Genomic DNA, 18497 nt, shown 5'->3' with positions numbered 1-18497 from the left:
CGCTCACCCGTGCGAGTGAACGGGCCGTCGGGGCGGGAATGCGGGCGTCATCGGCATGGTTGACAAGCTCGTCAGCTTGAGTCCCGATGGAAGGCAGCACAGATGGGTTCGATCGCGTGCCCCGAGCGGCCAGAGGAGCGTGAGGCCGGAGCGGCCTTCGCCCCCACGTGGTCGGACTGGCTAGTCGCGGGCGAGAAGCCCGTCGGGCCGATATCCTCCATTTCGGGGCGGCCCGCCGTGGGTCGTGCCCGCCATGCCGAGGAGGTGGGTCCGGTCGTCGGGACCGAGCACGAGGCCGAACCGGGCCGGGGCCCGGAGGAGGGCCTGCCCACGGGCGAGGCGCTCACCGGTGAGGAGCTGGCCGAGGCGATCGGTGAGGACACCTTCAGGGTGTCGGCGGAGGAGAGCGAGGAGGCCCGGCGGGAGCGCTTCGAGCGCGACGCCCTGGGCTACCTGGATCCGATGTACTCGGCCGCGCTGCGGATGACCCGCAACCCGGCCGACGCGGAGGACCTGCTCCAGGAGGCGTTCGCGAAGGCGTACGCGTCCTTCCACCAGTTCCGTGAGGGGACGAACCTCAAGGCCTGGCTGTACCGCATCCTCACCAACACGTTCATCAACTCGTACCGCAAGAAGCAGCGGGAGCCCCAGCGCACCGCGGCCGAGGAGATCGAGGACTGGCAGCTGGCCCGGGCCGAGTCGCACATGTCGACCGGTCTGCGGTCCGCCGAGACCCAGGCGCTCGACCACCTCCCGGACAGCGATGTGAAGGACGCCCTCCAGGCCATCCCGGAGGAATTCCGTATCGCCGTGTATCTCGCGGATGTAGAGGGCTTTGCGTACAAGGAGATCGCGGACATCATGGGTACTCCTATCGGTACGGTGATGTCCCGGCTGCACCGCGGCCGCCGTCAGCTGCGCGGCATGCTGGAGGATTACGCCCGTGAGCGCGGGCTGGTCCCGGCCGGTAGCGGGGCAGGGCAGGAAGCGAAGGGCTCGGGCTCATGAGCTGCGGCGATCCGCACGACACCGAGTGTGGCGAGGTCCTCGACCACCTCTATGAATTCCTCGACAACGAGATGGCCGAGGGCGACTACGACAAGTTGCGGGTGCACTTCGAAGAGTGCTCGCCATGCCTGGAGAAGTACGGTCTGGAGCAGGCCATCAAGGCGTTGATCAAGCGCTGCTGCGGGTGCGACGACACCCCGGCCGACCTGCGCGGGAAGGTCCTGGCCAGGATCGACTCGATCCGGGCCGGGCAGCGCTCGGGCGAGGCGGTGGTGGTCGCCGTCGACGCCACGGTCGAGGGCCACGCCGAGGCGGCTCAGCAGGGCCGTCAGGTCAGGGAGGCCCGGGAGACCCGGGAGGTCACCGCGGAGGCGGCGGTCCGGCCGGGCGCTCCGGTCGAGGCGGGTGCCCCGGCGGAGTGAGCGCCGCCCGCCGGTCCGGCGGGCCGCGGGGGCGTCACGCGCCGGTCAGGGCGCGCGAGTTCGACAGGATGAACGACCGGGCGGCCCCGGGAGCGTGCAGCTCCCGGGGCCGCGCTGTCTGTGGGGCGTGCACCCTCACTCGTTCGAGTGAGTTGACGGTGCGCCAGCTGCGCCGTTCCGCGATCGCGCGTCCCCGTGCGGGGGTGGCGGCCTATCCTCCTGACGGACGCTCACCGCCGGTCCGTCCGGCGCGCTGAGTGCGGAGCGTGCCGGGACGGCGGGGAGGTCCAGATCGCTATCGACAATGGAGACGCGGTCCTGCCGACAGGCGCGACGCGCTACCTCCTGGCCGTCCCGGTGGCGGCCGTCTGCTGCCTGCTGCCGCTGCTGCCCGCGTCGGGCCCGCTCGGGCTGCCGCGCTGGCTCGGCGCGTCGGTGGACTGGCCCAAGGTCGGCCTGCTCGCCTGCCTGCACGGGTGCTGGGAGTCGCTGGCCCAGGGGCTGCCCACCCCCTGCCTGCGGCTGGTCCGCACCCTGCTGCGCCGGCCGCCGGTGCCCGACCGGGCGCCGGCCCGGCCGTGCGCGAACGCGTTCTTCCCGGTGCTGTTCGCCGGGGCGCTGATGCTGCCGCCGTCCGCCGCCGCCCTGGTCGCGGTGCCGGCCGGGCTGTTCGGCCCCACCGAGGCGCACGGCCGGCCGCGGCAGGTGTGGAACGGCGCGCAGCTCGCCCTCTCCGCGTTCGCCGCCTCGGTGGCCTTTCATCTGCTGGCCGGGCCGCAACTGCTGCTCGGCTCCCGCTTCCCGGCCGCGCTGCTGCCCGGGCTCGCCGCCGTCACCGCGTTCTGCCTGGTCAACGGGGTGCTGGTGGGCGGCATGCTGGTGCTGGCCGAGGGCCGCCGGCCGATCGTGCTGCTGCGCCGCTCGGCCGCCGCGGCGGGGCTGCCGGTGCTGGTGCACGCGGCCGGCGGGCTGATGGTCGCGGTGCTCTGGCAGGGCCCGTACGGCGCCTTCGCGGCGCTGCTGGCGCTGCTCCCGCTCTCCATCTCGGCCTGGGTGTTCGCCCAGGGCCACCGTGAGCGGGCCGCCCACCAGGCCACCGTCCAGGCCCTGGTGCAGGCCGTCGAGATCAAGGACTCCTACACCCGGGGGCACAGCGAACGGGTCGGCCGGGCCTCTGTGCTGATCGCCCGTCAGCTCGGGATGGAGGCCGACCGGCTGCGCACCCTGCGGTTCGCGGGCATCCTGCACGACGTCGGCAAGCTCGGCGTCGCCACCGAGCTGCTGCGAAGAAACGGTCCCCTCAGCGAGGCAGAGCGGCGGGCCGTGGAGATCCACCCGGTGCACGGGTACGAGCTGGTGCGCGGTATCGCCTTCCTGGGCGAGGCGCACGACGGGATCCTGCACCACCACGAGCGGATGGACGGCCGGGGCTATCCGAGCGGGCTGGCGGGTGAGCGGATCCCCGAGTTCGCGCGGATCATCTCGGTCGCGGACGCCTTCGACTCGATGACCTCCACCCGGTCCTACCGGCGCGGGCGGCCGGTCGCCGAGGCCGTCGCCGAGCTGGAGCGCTGCGCGGGCAGCCAGTTCGACCCGGTGATGGTCCGGGCGCTGATCGACGCGCTCGCCGTGCACGACTGGCAGCCGGTGCTGCCGCCGCCCGGGGACTGCATCCGCGCGGTGCCGGACATCCCGCTGGGCGTCCCCGAACCGGTCCGGCCCGCGCCGGTCCTGCCCGCCCCGGGTGGGCTGCCCGCCCAGGGCGGCACCGTGCCGACGGCCGGGCAGCCGTGAGCGCGCCGGCCGGACGCGGGGCCGGCGGAGGCGGTGCGGCGGGAGGTGGCGCGATGGAGGGTGGCGCGGCCGGGGACGGTGCCGGCGACCGGTGCGCGGGTGGGACGGGCACCTTCCCGCGCGAGGTGGTCGCGGTGCACGCCGGGGCGGCCGCGCTGCTGGCCGTGGCGCTCGGCGCGGTCGCGGTGCGCGGGGTGGCCGACCCCGGCGTGGCCCTGGCCTTCGTCGCGCTGATCGCGGTCGGCGAGTGCGTCCGGATCACCCTTCCGGGCGACCGGGAACAGGCCCCGATCGGGGCGGCCGGCGCCCTCGCGTACGCCCTGCTCGGGCCGTTGCGCGGCCTGCCGACCGCGCACGGCGGGCTCCAGGTGGTCGCGGTGACCGGGGCGGGCCTGCTGGTCGCCGTGCTGCTCGCCCTGCCGGCGCCCGTCCTGCTGCCCCGCGGCGCCGGACCGCGCCGGCGCCCGCCCTGGGACGATCCGGCCCGGCGGGACGGTGCCGCCCGGCGGCTGCTCGGGGTCGGCTTCGCGGCCGCCGTCTTCCAGCCGCTCTACACCAGCGGCCTGGTGGACCGGTTCTCGGCGGAGGGGCCGGCGTACGGGGCGTTCCTGACCGCCGTCGCCGCCCTGGCCGCGCTCTGCGACGCCACCCTCGCGGCGCTGCTGCGCCGGGCCAGGAGCGGGCTGCGGTTCCCGGCGGTGCTGGAGGACGAGCTGCGGTCGCTGTTCGGGATCGGCTCGGCGATCGTGGCCACCGGCATGCTGGTCAGCCTCGCGGCCGGTGAGGTGGGGCTCTGGGCGCTGCCGCTGTTCTGCGCGCCGCTGCTGCTGGCGCAGGTCTCGTTCCGGCGGGCCGCCGGAATCCGGGCCACCACCGGGCAGGCCATCGCCAGCCTGGCCAAGGCCACCGAGGTGGCCGGCTACACCCCGCCCGGCCACGCGCGCCGGGTCGCGGACACGGCGTGCGCGCTCGGACGCGAGCTGGGTCTCTCCACCCGCGAGCTCGCCCTGCTGGAGTACGCGGCTCTGATGCACGACATCGGGCAGCTGTCGCTGGTCGAGCCGGTGCCGGACGGCGCGACGGCGCTGCTGCCGGACGCGGAGCAGCAGCGGATCGCCCGGCTGGGCAGTGAGGTGATCAGCCGGACCGGGGTGCCCCACAAGGTCGCCGAGCAGGTCGCCCGGCTGGCCGATCCCTGCCACGGTCCGGACGGCACCGGGCGCCCGGTGCCGCTGGCGGCTCGCATCATCCGGGTGGCCAACGCCCATGACGACCTGCTGACGGCCGCCCGCGGCCGGGGGGCGGGGGAGGCGGTGGGGCGGCTGGAGGCGCTGGAGGCGCTGCGGCTTGGCCGGGGCCGGGTCTACGACGCGCGGGTGGTGGATGCGCTGGCGCGGCTGGGCGGCCGGGGCCGGCGCTGACCGGCGGGAGCGCCGGGCGTACCGGGGTGCCGCGGGCGCACTTCGGGGGCTGCCGGGGGCCGCCGGGGTTGAGGCGGGGCGGTGGGGCGGGCAGGCTGGGTAGGGGCGGGGCAGGAAGCGGATGCAACCCCGGCGGTGGGGAGCGCGGGCGGTGGCGGGCGTGGTTGGATGCGGTCGTAGCGTGGAACACCGACCCGGGGCACCGGGCCCGCGCCGCGGGAGCGGACACGGGAGCGCCGGTACGGGACTTGAGCGGACGACGACGGCAGGGACGAACGTGAGGATCTTCCACCGGGCACGGCACCGGCCGTCCGCCACCTGGCGGCAGACGACCGATCGGGCTTTCACGCTGATCGGCGACGGCCGTTTCGAGGACGCCGGCGCCCTGCTGGTGATGGCCGCCGACCTGGAGCCGTGGCTCTCCGACTCCTGGTTCAACCTGGCGCTGCTGCACAAGTTCCGCCGGGACTGGGAGCAGGCCAGGGCGGCCGGTCTGCGGGCCGTCGCGCTGCTCGACCGCGAGCAGGGCGCCCCCGACTGGTGGAACCTGGGTATCACGGCCACCGCCCTGCAGGACTGGCCGCTGGCCCGCCGGGCCTGGCAGGCGTACGGCCTGCGGCTGCCCGGGGGGCCGGGCACCCAGCCGGACGGGCCGGTCAGCCTGGACCTCGGCACCACGCCGGTGCGGCTCTCGCCGGACGGCGAGTCCGAGGTGGTCTGGGGCCGCCGGCTGGACCCGGCCCGGATCGAGGTGCTGTCCATCCCGCTGCCGTCCTCCGGCCGCCGCTGGGGCGAGGTGGTGCTGCACGACGGCGCCCCGCACGGCGAGCGGGTCACCGACGGGGTCGCGTACCCGGTGTTCGACGAGATCGAGCTGTGGGCGCCGTCCCCGGTGCCGACGTACGTGGTGCTGCTGCAGGCCGCCGCGGCGGTGGACCGGGACGCGCTGGAGCGGATGGTGGCCGAGGCGGGCTACGCGGCGGAGGACTGGACGTCCTCGGTACGGCTGCTCTGCCGGGCCTGTTCGGAGAGCCGGATGGCCTCGGACGACGGGCACACCGCGCACCACGACCCGCACGACGACGGCGACGCCGCGCACCCCGGCCATCTGAGCCACCTCAGCCAGGGCGCCGGCGGGATGTCGTGGCTGGTCGAACGCGAGTGCGGGATCGCGGCCCCGGCCGGACTGGTGCGCACCCTGCTGGACCGCTGGGTGGCGGCCGCGCCGGCCACCCGCGCATATCGGGATCTCGAAGAAGTCTGTTGATCGGGCCGCTTACCCTTGACCGGTAGACCCAGGCAGTCCACGGAAGCGGAAGCGGAAAAGCAGCGATGGCGGAGCAGCACGACCACCAGCACGACCACGACCACGAGCCCGCGCAGGGCGAGGCCCAGCCGGTGAAGGTGGTCGGCGAGGAGCCGGACCTCTCGAAGGGCACCGCGCGCCCGATCACCGTCTACGGCAACCCCGTCCTGCACCGTGAGGTGAAGGACGTCACCGCCTTCGACGGCGAGGTGTCCGCGCTGATCGACGACATGTTCCAGTCGATGTACGCGGCCGAGGGCGTGGGCCTGGCCGCGAACCAGATCGGCGTGGACCTCAAGGTCTTCGTCTACGACTGCCCGGACGACGAGGGCGTGCGCCACGTCGGCCATGTCATCAACCCGGTGCTGGAGGAGCTGCCGGCCGGTCGCAAGCGGGTGCTGGACGACGGCAACGAGGGCTGCCTCTCGGTGCCCACCGCGTACGCCGAGCTGCCCCGTCCGGACTACGCGGTGGTGACCGGCCAGGACAAGGACGGCAACCCGATCCGGGTCGAGGGCACCGGTTTCTTCGCCCGCTGCCTGCAGCACGAGACCGACCACCTGTACGGCTTCCTCTACATCGACAAGCTGTCGAAGCGGGACCGCAAGGACGCGCTGCGGCAGATGGCCGAGGGCACGCCCCGGTACGCCACGGTGGCGAACGGCTGACGGTCCGGTACCGCGTGCGCCGAAGGGCCGGGACGGGTGTCCCGGCCCTTCGGCGCACCGTCAGTCGCGCAGCCGGCCGGTGGACTCGCGGGCGACCAGGACCGGCGTGAACAGGTAGTCCCGGGCGCGGCCGCCGTGCCCCTCCAGCTGGCGCCAGAGGGCTTCGGCGACGGCGGCGCCCATCTCCTCGATCGGCTGGCGCACCGTGGTCAGCGGCGGATTGCTGTGGGCGGCGAGGTAGCAGTCGTCGTAGCCGACCACGGAGAGGTCGCCGGGTACCGTGCGGCCGGCCTCGCGGGCGGCCTGGACGACGCCGAGGGCCATCAGGTCGCTGCCCGCGACGACCGCGGTGACGCCCGCGTCGAGCAGCTGGCGGGCGGCGGCGGCGCCGCCGGCGATGGAGTAGGACGACTCGGCGTACCAGTCGGCGGGGGCGTCCTCGCCGAGCAGTTCGCGCATCGCGCGCCGGTAGCCGTCCAGCCGGTTGATGGAGGGGCGCAGATAGCCCTGGCCGCCCGCCAGCCCGATCCGCCGGTGGCCGAGTTCCCGCAGGTGGGCGACGGCGGCCCGGGCGGCGAGCGCCTCGTCGGTGGCGACCGTGGGGACGGCCAGCCCCTCGACCTTGCCGCTGACCAGCACCATCGGGATGCCGCGCTCGTGCAGCAGCCGGTAGAAGCCGTGGTCGGCGTGCGGGTTGGCGTGCCGGCCGGAGACCAGGACCAGGCCGGAGACGCCCTTGCGGAGCAGGACGTCGATGTAGCCCAGCTCGGCGGTGCCCTGGCGGGTGGAGGTGCCGACCACGGCGGTCAGGCCGTGCTTGGCGAGCTGCACCTCGATCGCGGAGGCGAGCAGCGGGAAGACCGGGTTGTCGAGTTCGGGCACGACGATGCCGATCAGCGCGCCCTGGTGCGGGTCGTAGCCCTGGTCGGGCTGCCAGCCGAGTTCGCGCATGGCCTCGGCGACCTTGACCTTGGTGTTGTCCGAGACGCCCGGCCGGTCGTTGATCACCCTGCTCACCGAGGCGGCGCTGACGCCCGCCCGGGCGGCGATGTCCCGCAGTGACGGGCCGCTCAATTGGTCCTCCCGACTGGTCGAGCCTGCATCTTACAAATCCCCGGCAGGCAGGCCCGCGAGGTCGTTGAAACAATCTTAGCAACGTATTGCGCAACAGTTTCATCGCCGTTACGGTTCCCTCGTCGGCCCCGGTAAACGGAATGCCGGCATCCGTTAACCTGTCCACCCGTCCCGAGGAGCTCCATGGACACGGCCAGCAGTCACCGCCTCGCCGCCCGCCACCAGCCGCACCACGACGGCTCCGCGCGGTATGTCGGAGACCTCGCCCCGCAGCTCGGGCAGAAGGTCGACCTGCTGGTCCGGGTGCCCGCCGGCGACCAGGTCGAACGGGTCTTCCTGCGCTCCGTCCCGGACGGCGAGCCGCACTTCGAGGCGGCCGCGGTCGACCGCACCGACGCCGACGGGACGTGGTGGCGGGCCACCCTGACGATGGTCAACCCGGAGATGAACTACCGGTTCTGGCTGCACACCCCGGCCGGCGGGCGCTGGCTCACCGCCGCGGGCCTGCACGACCACGACCTGCCCGACGCGAGCGACTTCCGCCTCACCACCCACCCCGCTCCGCCCGCCTGGACCGCCGACGCGGTGGTCTACCAGATCTTCCCCGACCGCTACGCCCGCGCCGGCGACGCCCCGCTCGCCGCCTGGGCCCGCCCGGCCGACTGGGACACCCCGCTGCACACCGGCGACGCCGCCGCCCTCCAGCAGATGTACGGCGGCGACCTGTGGGGCGTCGCCCGGAAGATCGACCACATCCAGCGCCTCGGCGCCACCGTCATCTACCTCACCCCGTTCTTCGAGGGCCGCTCCAACCACCGCTACGACGCCGTCTCCTTCGACCGGGTCGACCCCGCGCTCGGCGGCGACGAGGCGCTCGTCGCGCTCATCGCCGAGGCGCACCGGCGCGGCATCAAGGTGATCGGCGACATCACCCTCAACCACTCCGGCAACGAGCACGAGTGGTTCCGCGCCGCCCAGGCCGACCCGGAGAGCCCCGAGGCCGGGTTCTACTTCTTCGGCGAGGGCGGCCCGGACGACTACGCCACCTTCCTGGGCGTCCACACCCTGCCGACCTTCGACCACCGCTCGGCCGAACTGCGCCGCCGGCTCTACGAAGGCCCCGACTCGGTGATCGCCAAGTACCTCAGGGCGCCCTTCCACCTGGACGGCTGGCGGGTCGACGTGGCGCAGATGGCCGGCCGGCGCGGCGAGGTCGAGCTCAACCAGCTGGTCGCCACCACCACCGCCGCCACCGTCCGGGCCGCCAACCCCGACGCGGTGCTGCTCGCCGAGCACCAGCACGACGCCTCGCTCGCCCTCAAGGGCGACGGCTGGCAGGGCACCATGAGCTACGCCGGCTTCACCCGGCCGGTCTGGAGCTGGCTCGCCGAACGGCACGACCAGAAGGACTTCTGGGCGGTGCCCGGGCCGATCCCCGACTACACCGGCGCCCAACTGCGCGCCACCATGACGGCGTTCGGCGCCGCGCTGCCCTGGCGCAGCCGCGCGCACAACCTCACCCTGCTGGACTCCCACGACACCGCCCGGTTCCGCACCTTCGCCGGACCGGAGCGCCAACTGCTCGGCGCGGCGCTGCTGTTCACCCTGCCCGGCACCCCGATGGTGTTCTCCGGCGACGAGGTGGGCGTCGAGGGCGAGGGCCTGGAGGAGGGGCGCAAGCCGTTCCCCTGGGACGAGTCCGCCTGGGACCAGCACACCTACCGCACCTACCGCGAGCTGATCCGGCTGCGCCGCAGCCACAGCGCGCTCAGCGGCGGCGGGCTGCGCTGGCTGCTCGCCGAGCGCGACGTCCTGCTGTTCGAGCGGGAGGACGAGCGGGAGCGGATCCTGGTGCAGATCAGCCGGGCCGACCACCCGCCGGTGGCCGGCGAGTGGCACGCCACCCACCTGCTCGGCGGGCCCCAGCTCGTCCCCGGCCGCGACCTGCCCTGCGAGGGCCCGGCCGTGCACGTCTGGTCGGTGGCCCGGTGACCACGACCCCGCGCCGCGGCCGGATCGAGCGCATCCCCGGCTTCCGCTCCGAACTCCTCGGCAACGAACGGGACCTGCTGGTCCACCTGCCGCCCGGCTACGACGACGACCCGGCCGCCGACTACCCCGTGCTCTACCTGCACGACGGCCAGCAGGTCTTCGACCAGGGACAGCAGCCCACCTGGGCGGTCGACCGGACACTGGAGCAGCTGTACGCGGAGGGGCTGATCCCCGAGCTGATCGCGGTCGGCGTGCCCAACGCCGGCGCCGAGCGCGGCACCGAGTACTCGCACGTGGCCGAGTACTGGCGCACCCCCGGCACCCCGCTCAAGGGCCACCGCTACGAGGCGTTCCTGACCGACGAGGTCAAGCCGTTCGTCGACGCCCGCTACCGGACCAGGACCGGCCCCGGGCACACCGCGCTGATGGGCTCCTCGATGGGCGGCCTGGTCAGCTACCACATCGCGTTCCGCCGCCCGGAGGTCTTCGGCCTGGCCGCCGTCCTCTCACCGTTCCTCACCCACGTCGACCCGGCCGACCTCGGCGAGCGGGTGGTCTACGAGAGCTACCGCCGCCGCGGGCCGCGCCGGCTCTGGCTGGACATCGGCGGGCGGGAGGGCCTGATCATGGCCCGGCCCGCCCGGGACCTGGCCGTCCAGCTGATCGACGAGGCCGGCTACACCTCCGGCACGGACCTCCTCTACTACGAGGACCCGGTCGCGCCGCACCACGAGAACGCGTGGCGCCCGCGCGCCCGGCACGCGCTGCTGCACCTGTTCGGCGGCCCCTCGCCGGTCGTCTCGCTCACCGCCGAGCCGTCGATCCCGCTCGCGCCCGGCGAGACGTGGAGCGCCGTCAACCCGGTCGCCGTCCGCGCCGACGGGGTGCGGTACACCGCGCTGGAGGCCGGCTACCGGGTGGAGCGCCCCGAGGTCGCGGCCGTCTCGCCGCACGGACTGCTGCGCCCGCTCGCCGCCGGGCGGACGGAGCTCACCGTCCGCGCCCACGGGCTGACCGCCAGGACCGAGGTCCGGGTGGAGCCGGAGCTGCCGGCCCGGCCGGTCCTGGAGGTCACCGTCGCCGTCCCGGCCGGCACCCCCGAGGACGCGCCGGTGATGTACGGCCCGGTGCCCTGCCGGCCCGACGGACCCGGCCGGTTCCGCGGGCGGATCGCCGTCCCGCGCGGCACCGGCTTCGACGGCGGGGTCTCGCGCGGCTGGGGCCTGGACGCCGTGGACGCCGAAGGCCTGCGGGTGCTGCACCCGCTGCGGGTGGACCGCGACACCCGCCTCGACATCACCGTCGACCGCTGGAGCCGGCCCGCGGACGGCATCTGACCGTCCGCGCCCGCCCGCCCCCGCAATCCCCGCCCCCCGCAACCCCCGCCCCCTCCCGGACGAAGGAGTCTCGGACCATGCGCTACCGGAGACACGCCGTGCTCGGCGTCCTCGCCCTGCTGGCCACCGCCACGGCCTGCGGTGGCACCTCGCCCGCCGGCACCCCGTCCGCGAGCGGCCCGGCCACGGCCGCGGCGGGTGACCCGATGACCGCCCCGCCGATCGGGAGCGCCGAGGGCGACCTGGTGATCTGGGCGCAGACCCAGCAGGCCGCCGCCCTGCAGCCGCTCGCCGACCGGTTCGGCAAGGAGCACGGGGTCAAGGTCACCGTCGTCCCGCAGTCCGTCAACACCCAGCAGGCGTACGTCTCGGCCACCAACGCGGGCAAGGGCCCCGACCTCGTGGTCGGCGCCTCCGACTGGCTGGGCAACCTGGTGCAGAACGGCGTGGTCGCGCCCGTCCCGCTGACCGGGCAGCAGAAGGCGCTGTTCCAGCCGGCCGCGCTGGACGCCGTCGCCTACAACGGCCAGCAGTACGGGCTGCCGTACGCGACCGAGAACCTGGTGCTCTTCCGCAACACCGAGCTGGCGCCCACCGCACCCGGCACCTTCGAGGACCTCGCCGGCGCCGCGCAGGCCGCCGTCAAGGCCGGTACGGCCGAGGTCCCGCTCGCCCTGCCGGTCGGCCAGCAGGGCAACGCGTACGCCCTCCAGCCGCTGTTCACCTCGGCCGGCGGCTACCTGTTCGGCACCAAGGCGGACGGCAGCTACGACACCGCCGACCTCGGCGTCGGCGGGCCGGGCTCGATCGCGGCCGGCGAGCTGTTCAGGCAGTACGGCGAGAAGGGCGCCGGGCTCCTCAACCGCTCGGTGGACACCAACGCCATCTCGCTGTTCACCGGGAAGAAGACCCCGTTCCTGGTGGCCGGGCCGTGGGCGCTCGGACAGGTCAAGCAGGCCGGTCTGCCGTACGCGATCTCGCCGGTGCCCGGCTGGGCGGGCAAGGGCCCGGCCCGCCCGTTCATCGGGGTGCAGAGCTTCTACCTCTCCGCCAAGGCCAGGAACCAGCCGCTGGCCCAGGAGTTCCTGCTCCGCGAGGTCGGCTCCGAGGAGGGCCAGCTGGCGCTCTACCAGGCCTCGCCGGAACCGCCCGCGCTCAGCTCCGCGCTGGCGAAGGTGTCCGCCACCGACCCGGACATCGGCTCCTTCGCGGCGGCCGGGGCCGGCGGCCAGCCGCTGCCGACGATCCCCGCGATGAACGCGATCTGGGGGCCGCTCGGCCAGGCCGAGGCCGGCATCGTCGCCGGTGCCGACCCGGCCGAGACCATGCGCCAGGCCGGCGACGCCATCCGCGCGGCCCTCGCGAAGTAGGGCCCGTCCCACGGGTCGGCATGCCCGGCCGCCCCGTGGGACCGCCCGAACACCGACACCCGGACGGGCCACCACCGCCGGGCGCCCTCCGGACCAGGGACCACCCATGACCTCCCCCACCCTTCAGGACAGCAGGCGCCCGGCCGACCCCTCCGCCGGGGCCCCGGACCGCCCGCCCGGCCGGCCCCCGCGCCGGGCCGGCGCCGCCACCGCGCAGCTGGTGAAGATCACCCTGCTGGCCGGTGTCGCCGCCGTCGCCCTGTACGCCGCGCCCAAGCTGTACGACGCCGGGCACTGGGCCGCGCTGGGCGTGCTGGCCGCCGCCGTCGGCGCGACGTTCTGGATCTACCTGTCGCCGCGCCGGCTGCCCGCCAAGTACCTGCTCCCGGCCACCGCGCTGTTCCTCGCCTTCGTGGCCTACCCGGTGCTGTACATCGTCGCCGTCTCCTTCACCGACTACGGCGACGGGCACCTGCTCACCAAGGACCAGGCGGTCCGCACCCTCGTCGACCACTCCGCCGAACCGGTGCCGGACAGCCCCGCGTACACGCTCACCGTCGCCACCGGCGCGGACGGCGGCCCGCTGGTGCTGCTGCTCACCGACCCGGCCACCGGGCAGGTCTCGGCCGGCACCGCACGCGGCCTCGCCCCCGCCCCGGCCGGGACCACGACCGCGCCGGACGGCCGGGTGACCGCCGCGCCCGGCCTGACCGTCCTGACCTTCGGCCAGATCAACGGCAGGGCCGGGGAGCTCAAGGACCTCCGGGTGCCGGTGGACGGCGGCTTCATCGTCAGCCAGGGCCTCTCCACGGCCACCACCGCCCGGCCCGTCCTGGTGTACGACCGGCAGGCCGACACCCTCACCGACACCCGCGACGGCACCGTCTACCAGCCCCGGGACGGCTGGTTCACCGCCACCGACGGCTCCGGGCGGACCCTGCCCACCGGCTGGCACCGCACCGTCGGCTTCGCCAACTTCACCGCCGTGCTCACCAGCCCCGCGATCCGCGGCCCGTTCCTCGGCGTGCTCGCCTGGACCTTCGGCTTCGCCCTGCTCTCCACCGGCGCGTCCTTCGCCCTCGGCCTCGGCCTGGCGCTCACCCTGCACCACCCCCGGCTGCGCGGGCAGCGGGCCTACCGCTCGCTGCTGCTGCTGCCGTACGCGATGCCCGCGTTCATCGGCATCCTGATCTGGCAGAGCATGTACAACCGGGACTTCGGCCTGCTCAACCAGGTGCTGCACACCCGGATCGACTGGCTGGGCGATCCGTGGAACGCCCGGTTCGCGGTCCTGCTCACCAGCCTCTGGCTCGGCTTCCCCAACATGCTGCTGATCTGTACGGGGGTGCTGCAGGCGATGCCCGCCGAACTCAACGAGTCCGCCCGGATCGACGGTGCCGGGCCCTGGACGGCGTTCCGGGCGGTGACCTTCCCGCTGCTGCTGGTCGCCGCCGCGCCGGTGCTGATCTCCTCGTTCGCCTTCAACTTCAACAACTTCAACGCCATCCAACTGCTCACCGGCGGCGGGCCGTTCGACGGCGCGGGCGGCACGGCCGGGTCCACCGACATCCTGATCAGCTACACCTACCGGCTGGCCTTCGGCGGGCAGGGCGCGCAGTACGGCTTCGCCGCCGCGCTCTCCATCGTCATCTTCCTGCTGGTCGGTCTGATCACCCTGGTGGGCTTCCGCCGCACCCGCGCCCTTGAGGAGCTGAACGCATGACCACCACCCGATGGCTGCGCCGCTTCGGCTGGCGGCACCTGATCGCCGTGCTCGCCGTCTGCTTCGCGCTGTTCCCGCTGCTGTTCGTGCTCTCGGCGGCGCTCAACCCGCTCGGCACGCTCCAGTCGTCCACGCTGGTGCCCGAGCACGCCTCGCTCGCCAACTTCACCGCGCTGTTCACCAGCGACCAGTACCCGTTCGCCCGCTGGCTCGGCAACACGGCGCTGGTCTGCGGCAGCTTCGCGGTGCTGAACGTCTTCCTCGGGATGTGCGCCGCGTACGGCTTCTCGCGGTTCCGCTTCCGGGGCCGGCGGATCGGGCTGATGGCGGTCTTCCTGGTGCAGATGTTCCCGCAGTTCCTCGCGGTGATCTCGCTCTACCTGCTGTTCGCCGAGATCGGCGACATCGTGCCGGCGATCGGCCTGGACACCCCGTGGGGGCTGGTGCTGGTCTACCTCGGCGGCGCGATGGGGGTGAACACCTGGCTGATGAAGGGCTACCTGGACACCATCCCGCGCGAGATCGACGAGGCCGCCAAGGTCGACGGCGCCGGACACGCGCAGATCTTCTTCCGGCTGATCCTGCCGCTCGCCGCGCCGATGCTGGTGGTGATCTCGATCCTGTCGCTGACCGCCGCGCTCAACGACGTCATCCTGGCGAACATCTTCCTGACCTCGAACGACTCCAAGACGGTCGCGGTCGGCCTGTACGGGATCATCTCCGGCCAGCAGGACCAGAACTACGGCCTGTTCGCGGCCGGGGCGCTGGTGACCTCGCTGCCGGTGATCGTCGTCTACCAGTTCCTCCAGCGCTACCTCGCCCAGGGCCTGACCGCCGGGTCGGTCAAGGGCTGAACGGCCGGACGCCGCCGCCCCGGACGGGAGATCCGTACGGGGCGGGCATCTGGCCGGGGCACACGACCACGTACTGGCCGGACCCATAGTTGTAGGACAGGTCCGCCCTCCCAAGGCGGGGCTGATCAGTCCGCGCGCAGGATCCGGGACACGTAGACACGAGACGGATCCTGGCCCTCGTCCACCGCGTACTCCACCAGCCCGAGATCCCGGCGTAGCGGCGCCGAGTGCATGCCGGGTCTCCCTGGAATCGGCATGCTCAGATGAGGGGAGGGGTTCTCGCGCAGATCGACGAGGAAAGCGACGACGGCGGAGAAGACGTCGGCCGACGTGCTCGGGTCGTCCTCGTCCGGGTTCTGGATGCGGTCGCTCACAGGGCCCCGAGACGGCGCAGAACTGTGGAGGCCGGGGTTCCGGGGGCGGTGCCGGACTGGATGGCGGCGTGGATACGGTCGCCCTCCGGGTCGCGGTAGAGCTGGGCGCGCAGCCACCAACGCCGCAGGACGCCGCCGATCGTCGAGTCTTCGGCCTCGCCCATCTCCCGGTAGAACTCCATCCGCTGTGCTGGTGGGAGGGCGACGGCGACGGCGTCCTGGGTCCGCGGGATGGGCTGCTGGTCGTCGTGGCGGCCGTGCAGGGGTGCTGCGCTCACCGTTCCTCCGGAAGTCTCGTGCGGGCGGGACCGGTACCAGCGTCCTCCCTCACCGGTTCGGCCGGTACCGGAGTCGTCATAAGAGTCCAGAGTGGCGTTCGGGGCCCGCCCGGCGGTGCCACTCGACCAGGCGCCCGGTTGCCAGGTCCTTCCGAATCGCGACTCCGGCGGGCGGGCGGTCGCACCGGCGCGCCCCTCGGGTGGGCGCACCACCTCCGGGTGATCCTCTGCGCGGCTGCCGTCGAGCGTCGGGGCCGGGCAGAGTTGGCCGGCCGGACGTGTTCCGTACCCGAAGGGAGCGACGCATGGGTGACCACGAGAGGCCGCCGCCGGACCCGGGCCAGGGGACCCCGCCGCCGGGCAATGCCGACGGGCAGGTGCCGCCTCCGCCGCCGGGCGGCGGGAAGCACAAGAAGTGAGTGCCGACCTGGCCGGCCGTCTTACCCGGATGGACGCGGTGATGGAGCAGCGTGGGGCGTGGCCGGCCGACTCGCCGTGGCTGCGCGAGGCCATGGCCGCGCTGCCCCGCGACGCGTTCGCGCCGGATCGGTTGTGGCGCTGGGAGGGCCACGCCCATGTGCCGTTCGACCGGCAGACCGATCCGGCGGCGTGGGCGGACGAGCTGTACGCCGGCCCGGACGCGGCGGCGGTCACCCAGGTCACCGACGGGCTTCCGTCCTCCAGCCTCTCGGCGCCCGCCGTGGTGGCGGACATGCTGGACAGCCTGATGCTGGAGCCCGGTCACACGGTGTGGGACATCGGTACGGGGCAGGGCTGGAGCTGCGCGCTCGCGGCGTGGCGGGCCGGGCCCGGCCTGGTCGTCTCCACGGAGATCGACGAGGGCCTCGTCGTGCCTGCTCGCGAGCGGCTTGCCGCCGGTGGGGTCGACGCCGAGGTGTTCGTCGGCAACGGCACCAGCAATGTGCCGCCCGGGGGTCCGTTCGACCGGATCCACGCGACCTACGCGGTGGAGACCGTCCCGTACGAGTGGATCGAGGCCGTCAGGCCGGGCGGTCGGATCGTCTATCCGTGGGGACGGCTCGGGCACGTGGCGCTCACGGTGGCCGCCGACGGGCGCGGTGCGAGCGGCTGGGTGCAGGGTCTCGGGCGGTTCATGGCTGACCGGTGCGGCCGGGTTCCGGCGTCAGCCGGTTACGACGGGTATGTGAAGGTGCGAGGCAGTGGCGATCCCGGCGCCGAGCGGATCCTCGAACGCGCCCTCGCCCCGCTCGCCGGTGACTGGGACCTGCGGTTCGCGGTGCGCGTCGCCGTTCCGGACGCCGTGGTGATCACCGGCCGGGACGAGGACGGCGTCAACGCCTGGATCCACGACGGCAACGCATCGTGGGCGGCCCTGTCCGCGTGTGGCGACGGCAGTGCGGTGCTGCACCAGGGCGGTCGGCGGCGCATCGGCGACGAACTGCTGACCGCGTGGGAACAGTGGGAGGCGCACGGCCGGCCGACGCCGTACGACTACGGGATCACCGTCACGCCGGAGCGCCAGTGGGTGTGGCTGCGCGATCCGGACGGCCCTCGGTGGCCCATCGTGGATGGCGGGGGCGCTGCCTCGCCCAGGGCCTGACCGCCGGGTCGGTCAAGGGCTGAGCGGCCGGACACCGCCGCCCCGGACGGGAGTTCCGTACGGGGCGGCGGCGTTCTGTCAGGCGGAGACGAAGAGCCACTCCGGGCCGTAGGTGAAGCGGGGGTCGGCGGGGAGCTTCACGCCGTTGATCTGCTGGGCGGTGCCGCGCAACTGGCCCATCAGCCCGATCGCCTGGAAGAGCGAGTCCGACCCGGCAACGCCCCAGGCCTGTTCGAGGGCGCGCAGCATGTCGCTGTACTGCTGGTCGAAGGTGTGCAGGAGGTCGGCCGTGGCCTGGTCGGGCTTGTTGCCGGGGTCGTTGGCCCAGCCGCCGGCGGGGACGCGGGCGACCGGGTGGGCGTCCGGCAGCGGGAGGTCGGGGCCGGTGAACTCGAACTTCTTCGTCGTGGGGTTCTGGACCAGCTTCCTGCCGACGGCGATCTCCTTGAAGGCGTAGTAGTGGGCGAGTTCGCCGGGGGCGCCGGGGAAGGGGTTGTCCGGGGAGGCGTCGGTGCCCTCGCCCTGGGTCCGGATGATGTCGAGCGCCTTCAGGACGTCGTCGATGGTGTTCATCGGGACGATGTCGTTGCCGGCGCCGTGGCTCGACCCGAGCGGGAAGCTCACCTGCCGCTGCCCGGTGAGGAGGTGGGCGAAGTTCGGGAAGACATTGACGATCCGCTGGTAGAAGGCGCCGATCGTATTGCCGTCGGCGGCGAAGGCGAGCGGGTTCTCGGGCTTCTCGATGTCGGAGAAGAGGCCCGCCGACTCGCGGGTCAGCCCGCTGAGGAAGACCTCCAGCCCGGGGTTGACGCCACCCGGCAGCTCGCCCGGGTACTTCGGCACCGTGGCGGGGTCGGTGAGGACGACGGTGCCGCCGATGCTGGTGAGCATGTTGCAGACCAGGCCGAAGTGCGACATCTCGTCGAAGACGATCTCACGGATGGTGTGGCGGACCGGCTGGCTGTTGTCCGGATCGGTGATCGACCAGAGCGCGGTGGCGTACGGCGGGATGGTCGACAACTCCAGCATGATCGCCCGCTGGAGCGCGTCCTTGAGCTCCTGCCCGGTCCAGTCCTCCTCCGGGATGTTCATGAGCTGGACGATCGCGTCGCTCCGGTAGTCCAGGATTCCGGTCGTCACGGCGTACCCCTTTCGTTCGGCTGTGCGCCGGACCGTAGCGGGGGGCGGATCGTGCGTACGCGTGTGCTGCCGGTGTGGCCCGGGAGTTCATCCGGATGGTGGGGGTCGGGCCGTTGCGGTTCGGGATGGCCCCCGAGCCGGTCGAGGCTGCTCC

At 73.7% G+C, this 18497-nt stretch carries 15 protein-coding genes and 1 pseudogene; 12 read left to right on the top strand and 4 right to left on the bottom strand.

Features of this window, described 5'->3' with window-relative positions:
* Positions 1-264 precede the first annotated feature (264 nt).
* The 6 genes and pseudogenes from ACIQIB_RS09240 to def all read left to right on the top strand — a co-directional run bounded on the left by ACIQIB_RS09240 (position 265) and on the right by def (position 6619).
* Positions 265-1008: a sigma-70 family RNA polymerase sigma factor gene (locus tag ACIQIB_RS09240; RefSeq protein ID WP_400757408.1), complete on the top strand. Its 744-nt coding sequence runs from the start codon at positions 265-267 to the stop codon at positions 1006-1008.
* Positions 1005-1295: pseudogene (rsrA, locus tag ACIQIB_RS09235) on the top strand (mycothiol system anti-sigma-R factor); the annotation flags it as partial. The gene ACIQIB_RS09240 and the pseudogene rsrA, both read left to right, overlap by 4 nt.
* A 492-nt stretch (positions 1296-1787) precedes the next feature.
* Positions 1788-3224: an HD-GYP domain-containing protein gene (locus tag ACIQIB_RS09230; protein WP_400655173.1), complete on the top strand. Its 1437-nt coding sequence runs from the start codon at positions 1788-1790 to the stop codon at positions 3222-3224.
* 53 nt (positions 3225-3277) lie between these two features.
* Positions 3278-4645, top strand: coding sequence for an HD-GYP domain-containing protein (locus ACIQIB_RS09225; RefSeq protein WP_400757407.1), 1368 nt, complete (start codon positions 3278-3280; stop codon positions 4643-4645).
* Positions 4646-4922: 277 nt separating this feature from the next.
* Entirely contained in the window at positions 4923-5912 is a 990-nt protein-coding gene (locus ACIQIB_RS09220) for a hypothetical protein (protein ID WP_363604647.1), read from the top strand.
* A 65-nt stretch (positions 5913-5977) separates the two neighbouring features.
* Positions 5978-6619, top strand: coding sequence for a peptide deformylase (gene def / locus ACIQIB_RS09215; RefSeq protein ID WP_400655177.1), 642 nt, complete (start codon positions 5978-5980; stop codon positions 6617-6619).
* Positions 6620-6679: 60 nt separating this feature from the next.
* Here the strand turns inward: def and ACIQIB_RS09210 are convergent, their stop codons facing one another.
* Positions 6680-7693 carry a LacI family DNA-binding transcriptional regulator gene (locus tag ACIQIB_RS09210; protein ID WP_400757406.1) on the bottom strand — a complete coding sequence of 338 codons (1014 nt, stop codon included), beginning with the start codon at positions 7691-7693 and terminating at the stop codon, positions 6680-6682.
* A gap of 183 nt (positions 7694-7876) precedes the next feature.
* On the opposite strand from ACIQIB_RS09210, the gene ACIQIB_RS09205 reads away from it, so the two are divergent.
* The 5 genes from ACIQIB_RS09205 (at position 7877) to ACIQIB_RS09185 (ending at position 14969) form a co-directional block, all read left to right on the top strand.
* Entirely contained in the window at positions 7877-9685 is a 1809-nt protein-coding gene (locus ACIQIB_RS09205; protein ID WP_400757404.1) for a glycoside hydrolase family 13 protein, read from the top strand.
* On the top strand, positions 9682-11022 hold the full coding sequence (locus tag ACIQIB_RS09200) for an alpha/beta hydrolase-fold protein (RefSeq protein ID WP_400757402.1): 1341 nt from the start codon (positions 9682-9684) through the stop codon (positions 11020-11022). Before ACIQIB_RS09205 ends, ACIQIB_RS09200 begins: the two co-directional genes overlap by 4 nt.
* A 77-nt stretch (positions 11023-11099) precedes the next feature.
* Positions 11100-12392, top strand: coding sequence for an extracellular solute-binding protein (locus tag ACIQIB_RS09195; protein ID WP_363604655.1), 1293 nt, complete (start codon positions 11100-11102; stop codon positions 12390-12392).
* A gap of 106 nt (positions 12393-12498) precedes the next feature.
* A complete protein-coding gene (locus ACIQIB_RS09190; RefSeq protein ID WP_363604657.1) occupies positions 12499-14115 on the top strand; it encodes an ABC transporter permease subunit in 1617 nt (538 codons plus the stop codon).
* The gene (locus ACIQIB_RS09185) at positions 14112-14969 is read left to right on the top strand and encodes a sugar ABC transporter permease (RefSeq protein WP_400757401.1); all 858 of its coding nucleotides are present in this window, start codon (positions 14112-14114) and stop codon (positions 14967-14969) included. Before ACIQIB_RS09190 ends, ACIQIB_RS09185 begins: the two co-directional genes overlap by 4 nt.
* 125 nt (positions 14970-15094) lie before the next feature.
* Here the strand turns inward: ACIQIB_RS09185 and ACIQIB_RS09180 are convergent, their stop codons facing one another.
* Together ACIQIB_RS09180 and ACIQIB_RS09175 are read right to left on the bottom strand one after the other, a co-directional pair.
* Complete coding sequence (locus ACIQIB_RS09180) at positions 15095-15343, bottom strand: hypothetical protein (protein ID WP_400655190.1); 249 nt, start codon at positions 15341-15343, stop codon at positions 15095-15097.
* A complete protein-coding gene (locus tag ACIQIB_RS09175) occupies positions 15340-15621 on the bottom strand; it encodes a hypothetical protein (protein WP_400757399.1) in 282 nt (93 codons plus the stop codon). Before ACIQIB_RS09175 ends, ACIQIB_RS09180 begins: the two co-directional genes overlap by 4 nt.
* 415 nt (positions 15622-16036) lie before the next feature.
* Between ACIQIB_RS09175 and ACIQIB_RS09170 the strand changes: the two genes are divergently transcribed.
* Positions 16037-17203 carry a protein-L-isoaspartate O-methyltransferase gene (locus tag ACIQIB_RS09170; RefSeq protein WP_400757397.1) on the top strand — a complete coding sequence of 389 codons (1167 nt, stop codon included), beginning with the start codon at positions 16037-16039 and terminating at the stop codon, positions 17201-17203.
* Positions 17204-17281: 78 nt separating this feature from the next.
* Here the strand turns inward: ACIQIB_RS09170 and ACIQIB_RS09165 are convergent, their stop codons facing one another.
* The gene (locus ACIQIB_RS09165) at positions 17282-18343 is read right to left on the bottom strand and encodes a ferritin-like protein (RefSeq protein WP_363604665.1); all 1062 of its coding nucleotides are present in this window, start codon (positions 18341-18343) and stop codon (positions 17282-17284) included.
* Positions 18344-18497 lie beyond the last annotated feature (154 nt).

It is taken from the genome of Kitasatospora sp. NPDC092286 (assembly GCF_044755565.1).
GTDB lineage: Bacteria > Actinomycetota > Actinomycetes > Streptomycetales > Streptomycetaceae > Kitasatospora.
The sequence above is the reverse complement of the archived record's forward strand: the minus strand, read 5'-3'. Positions and strand labels throughout refer to the sequence as shown.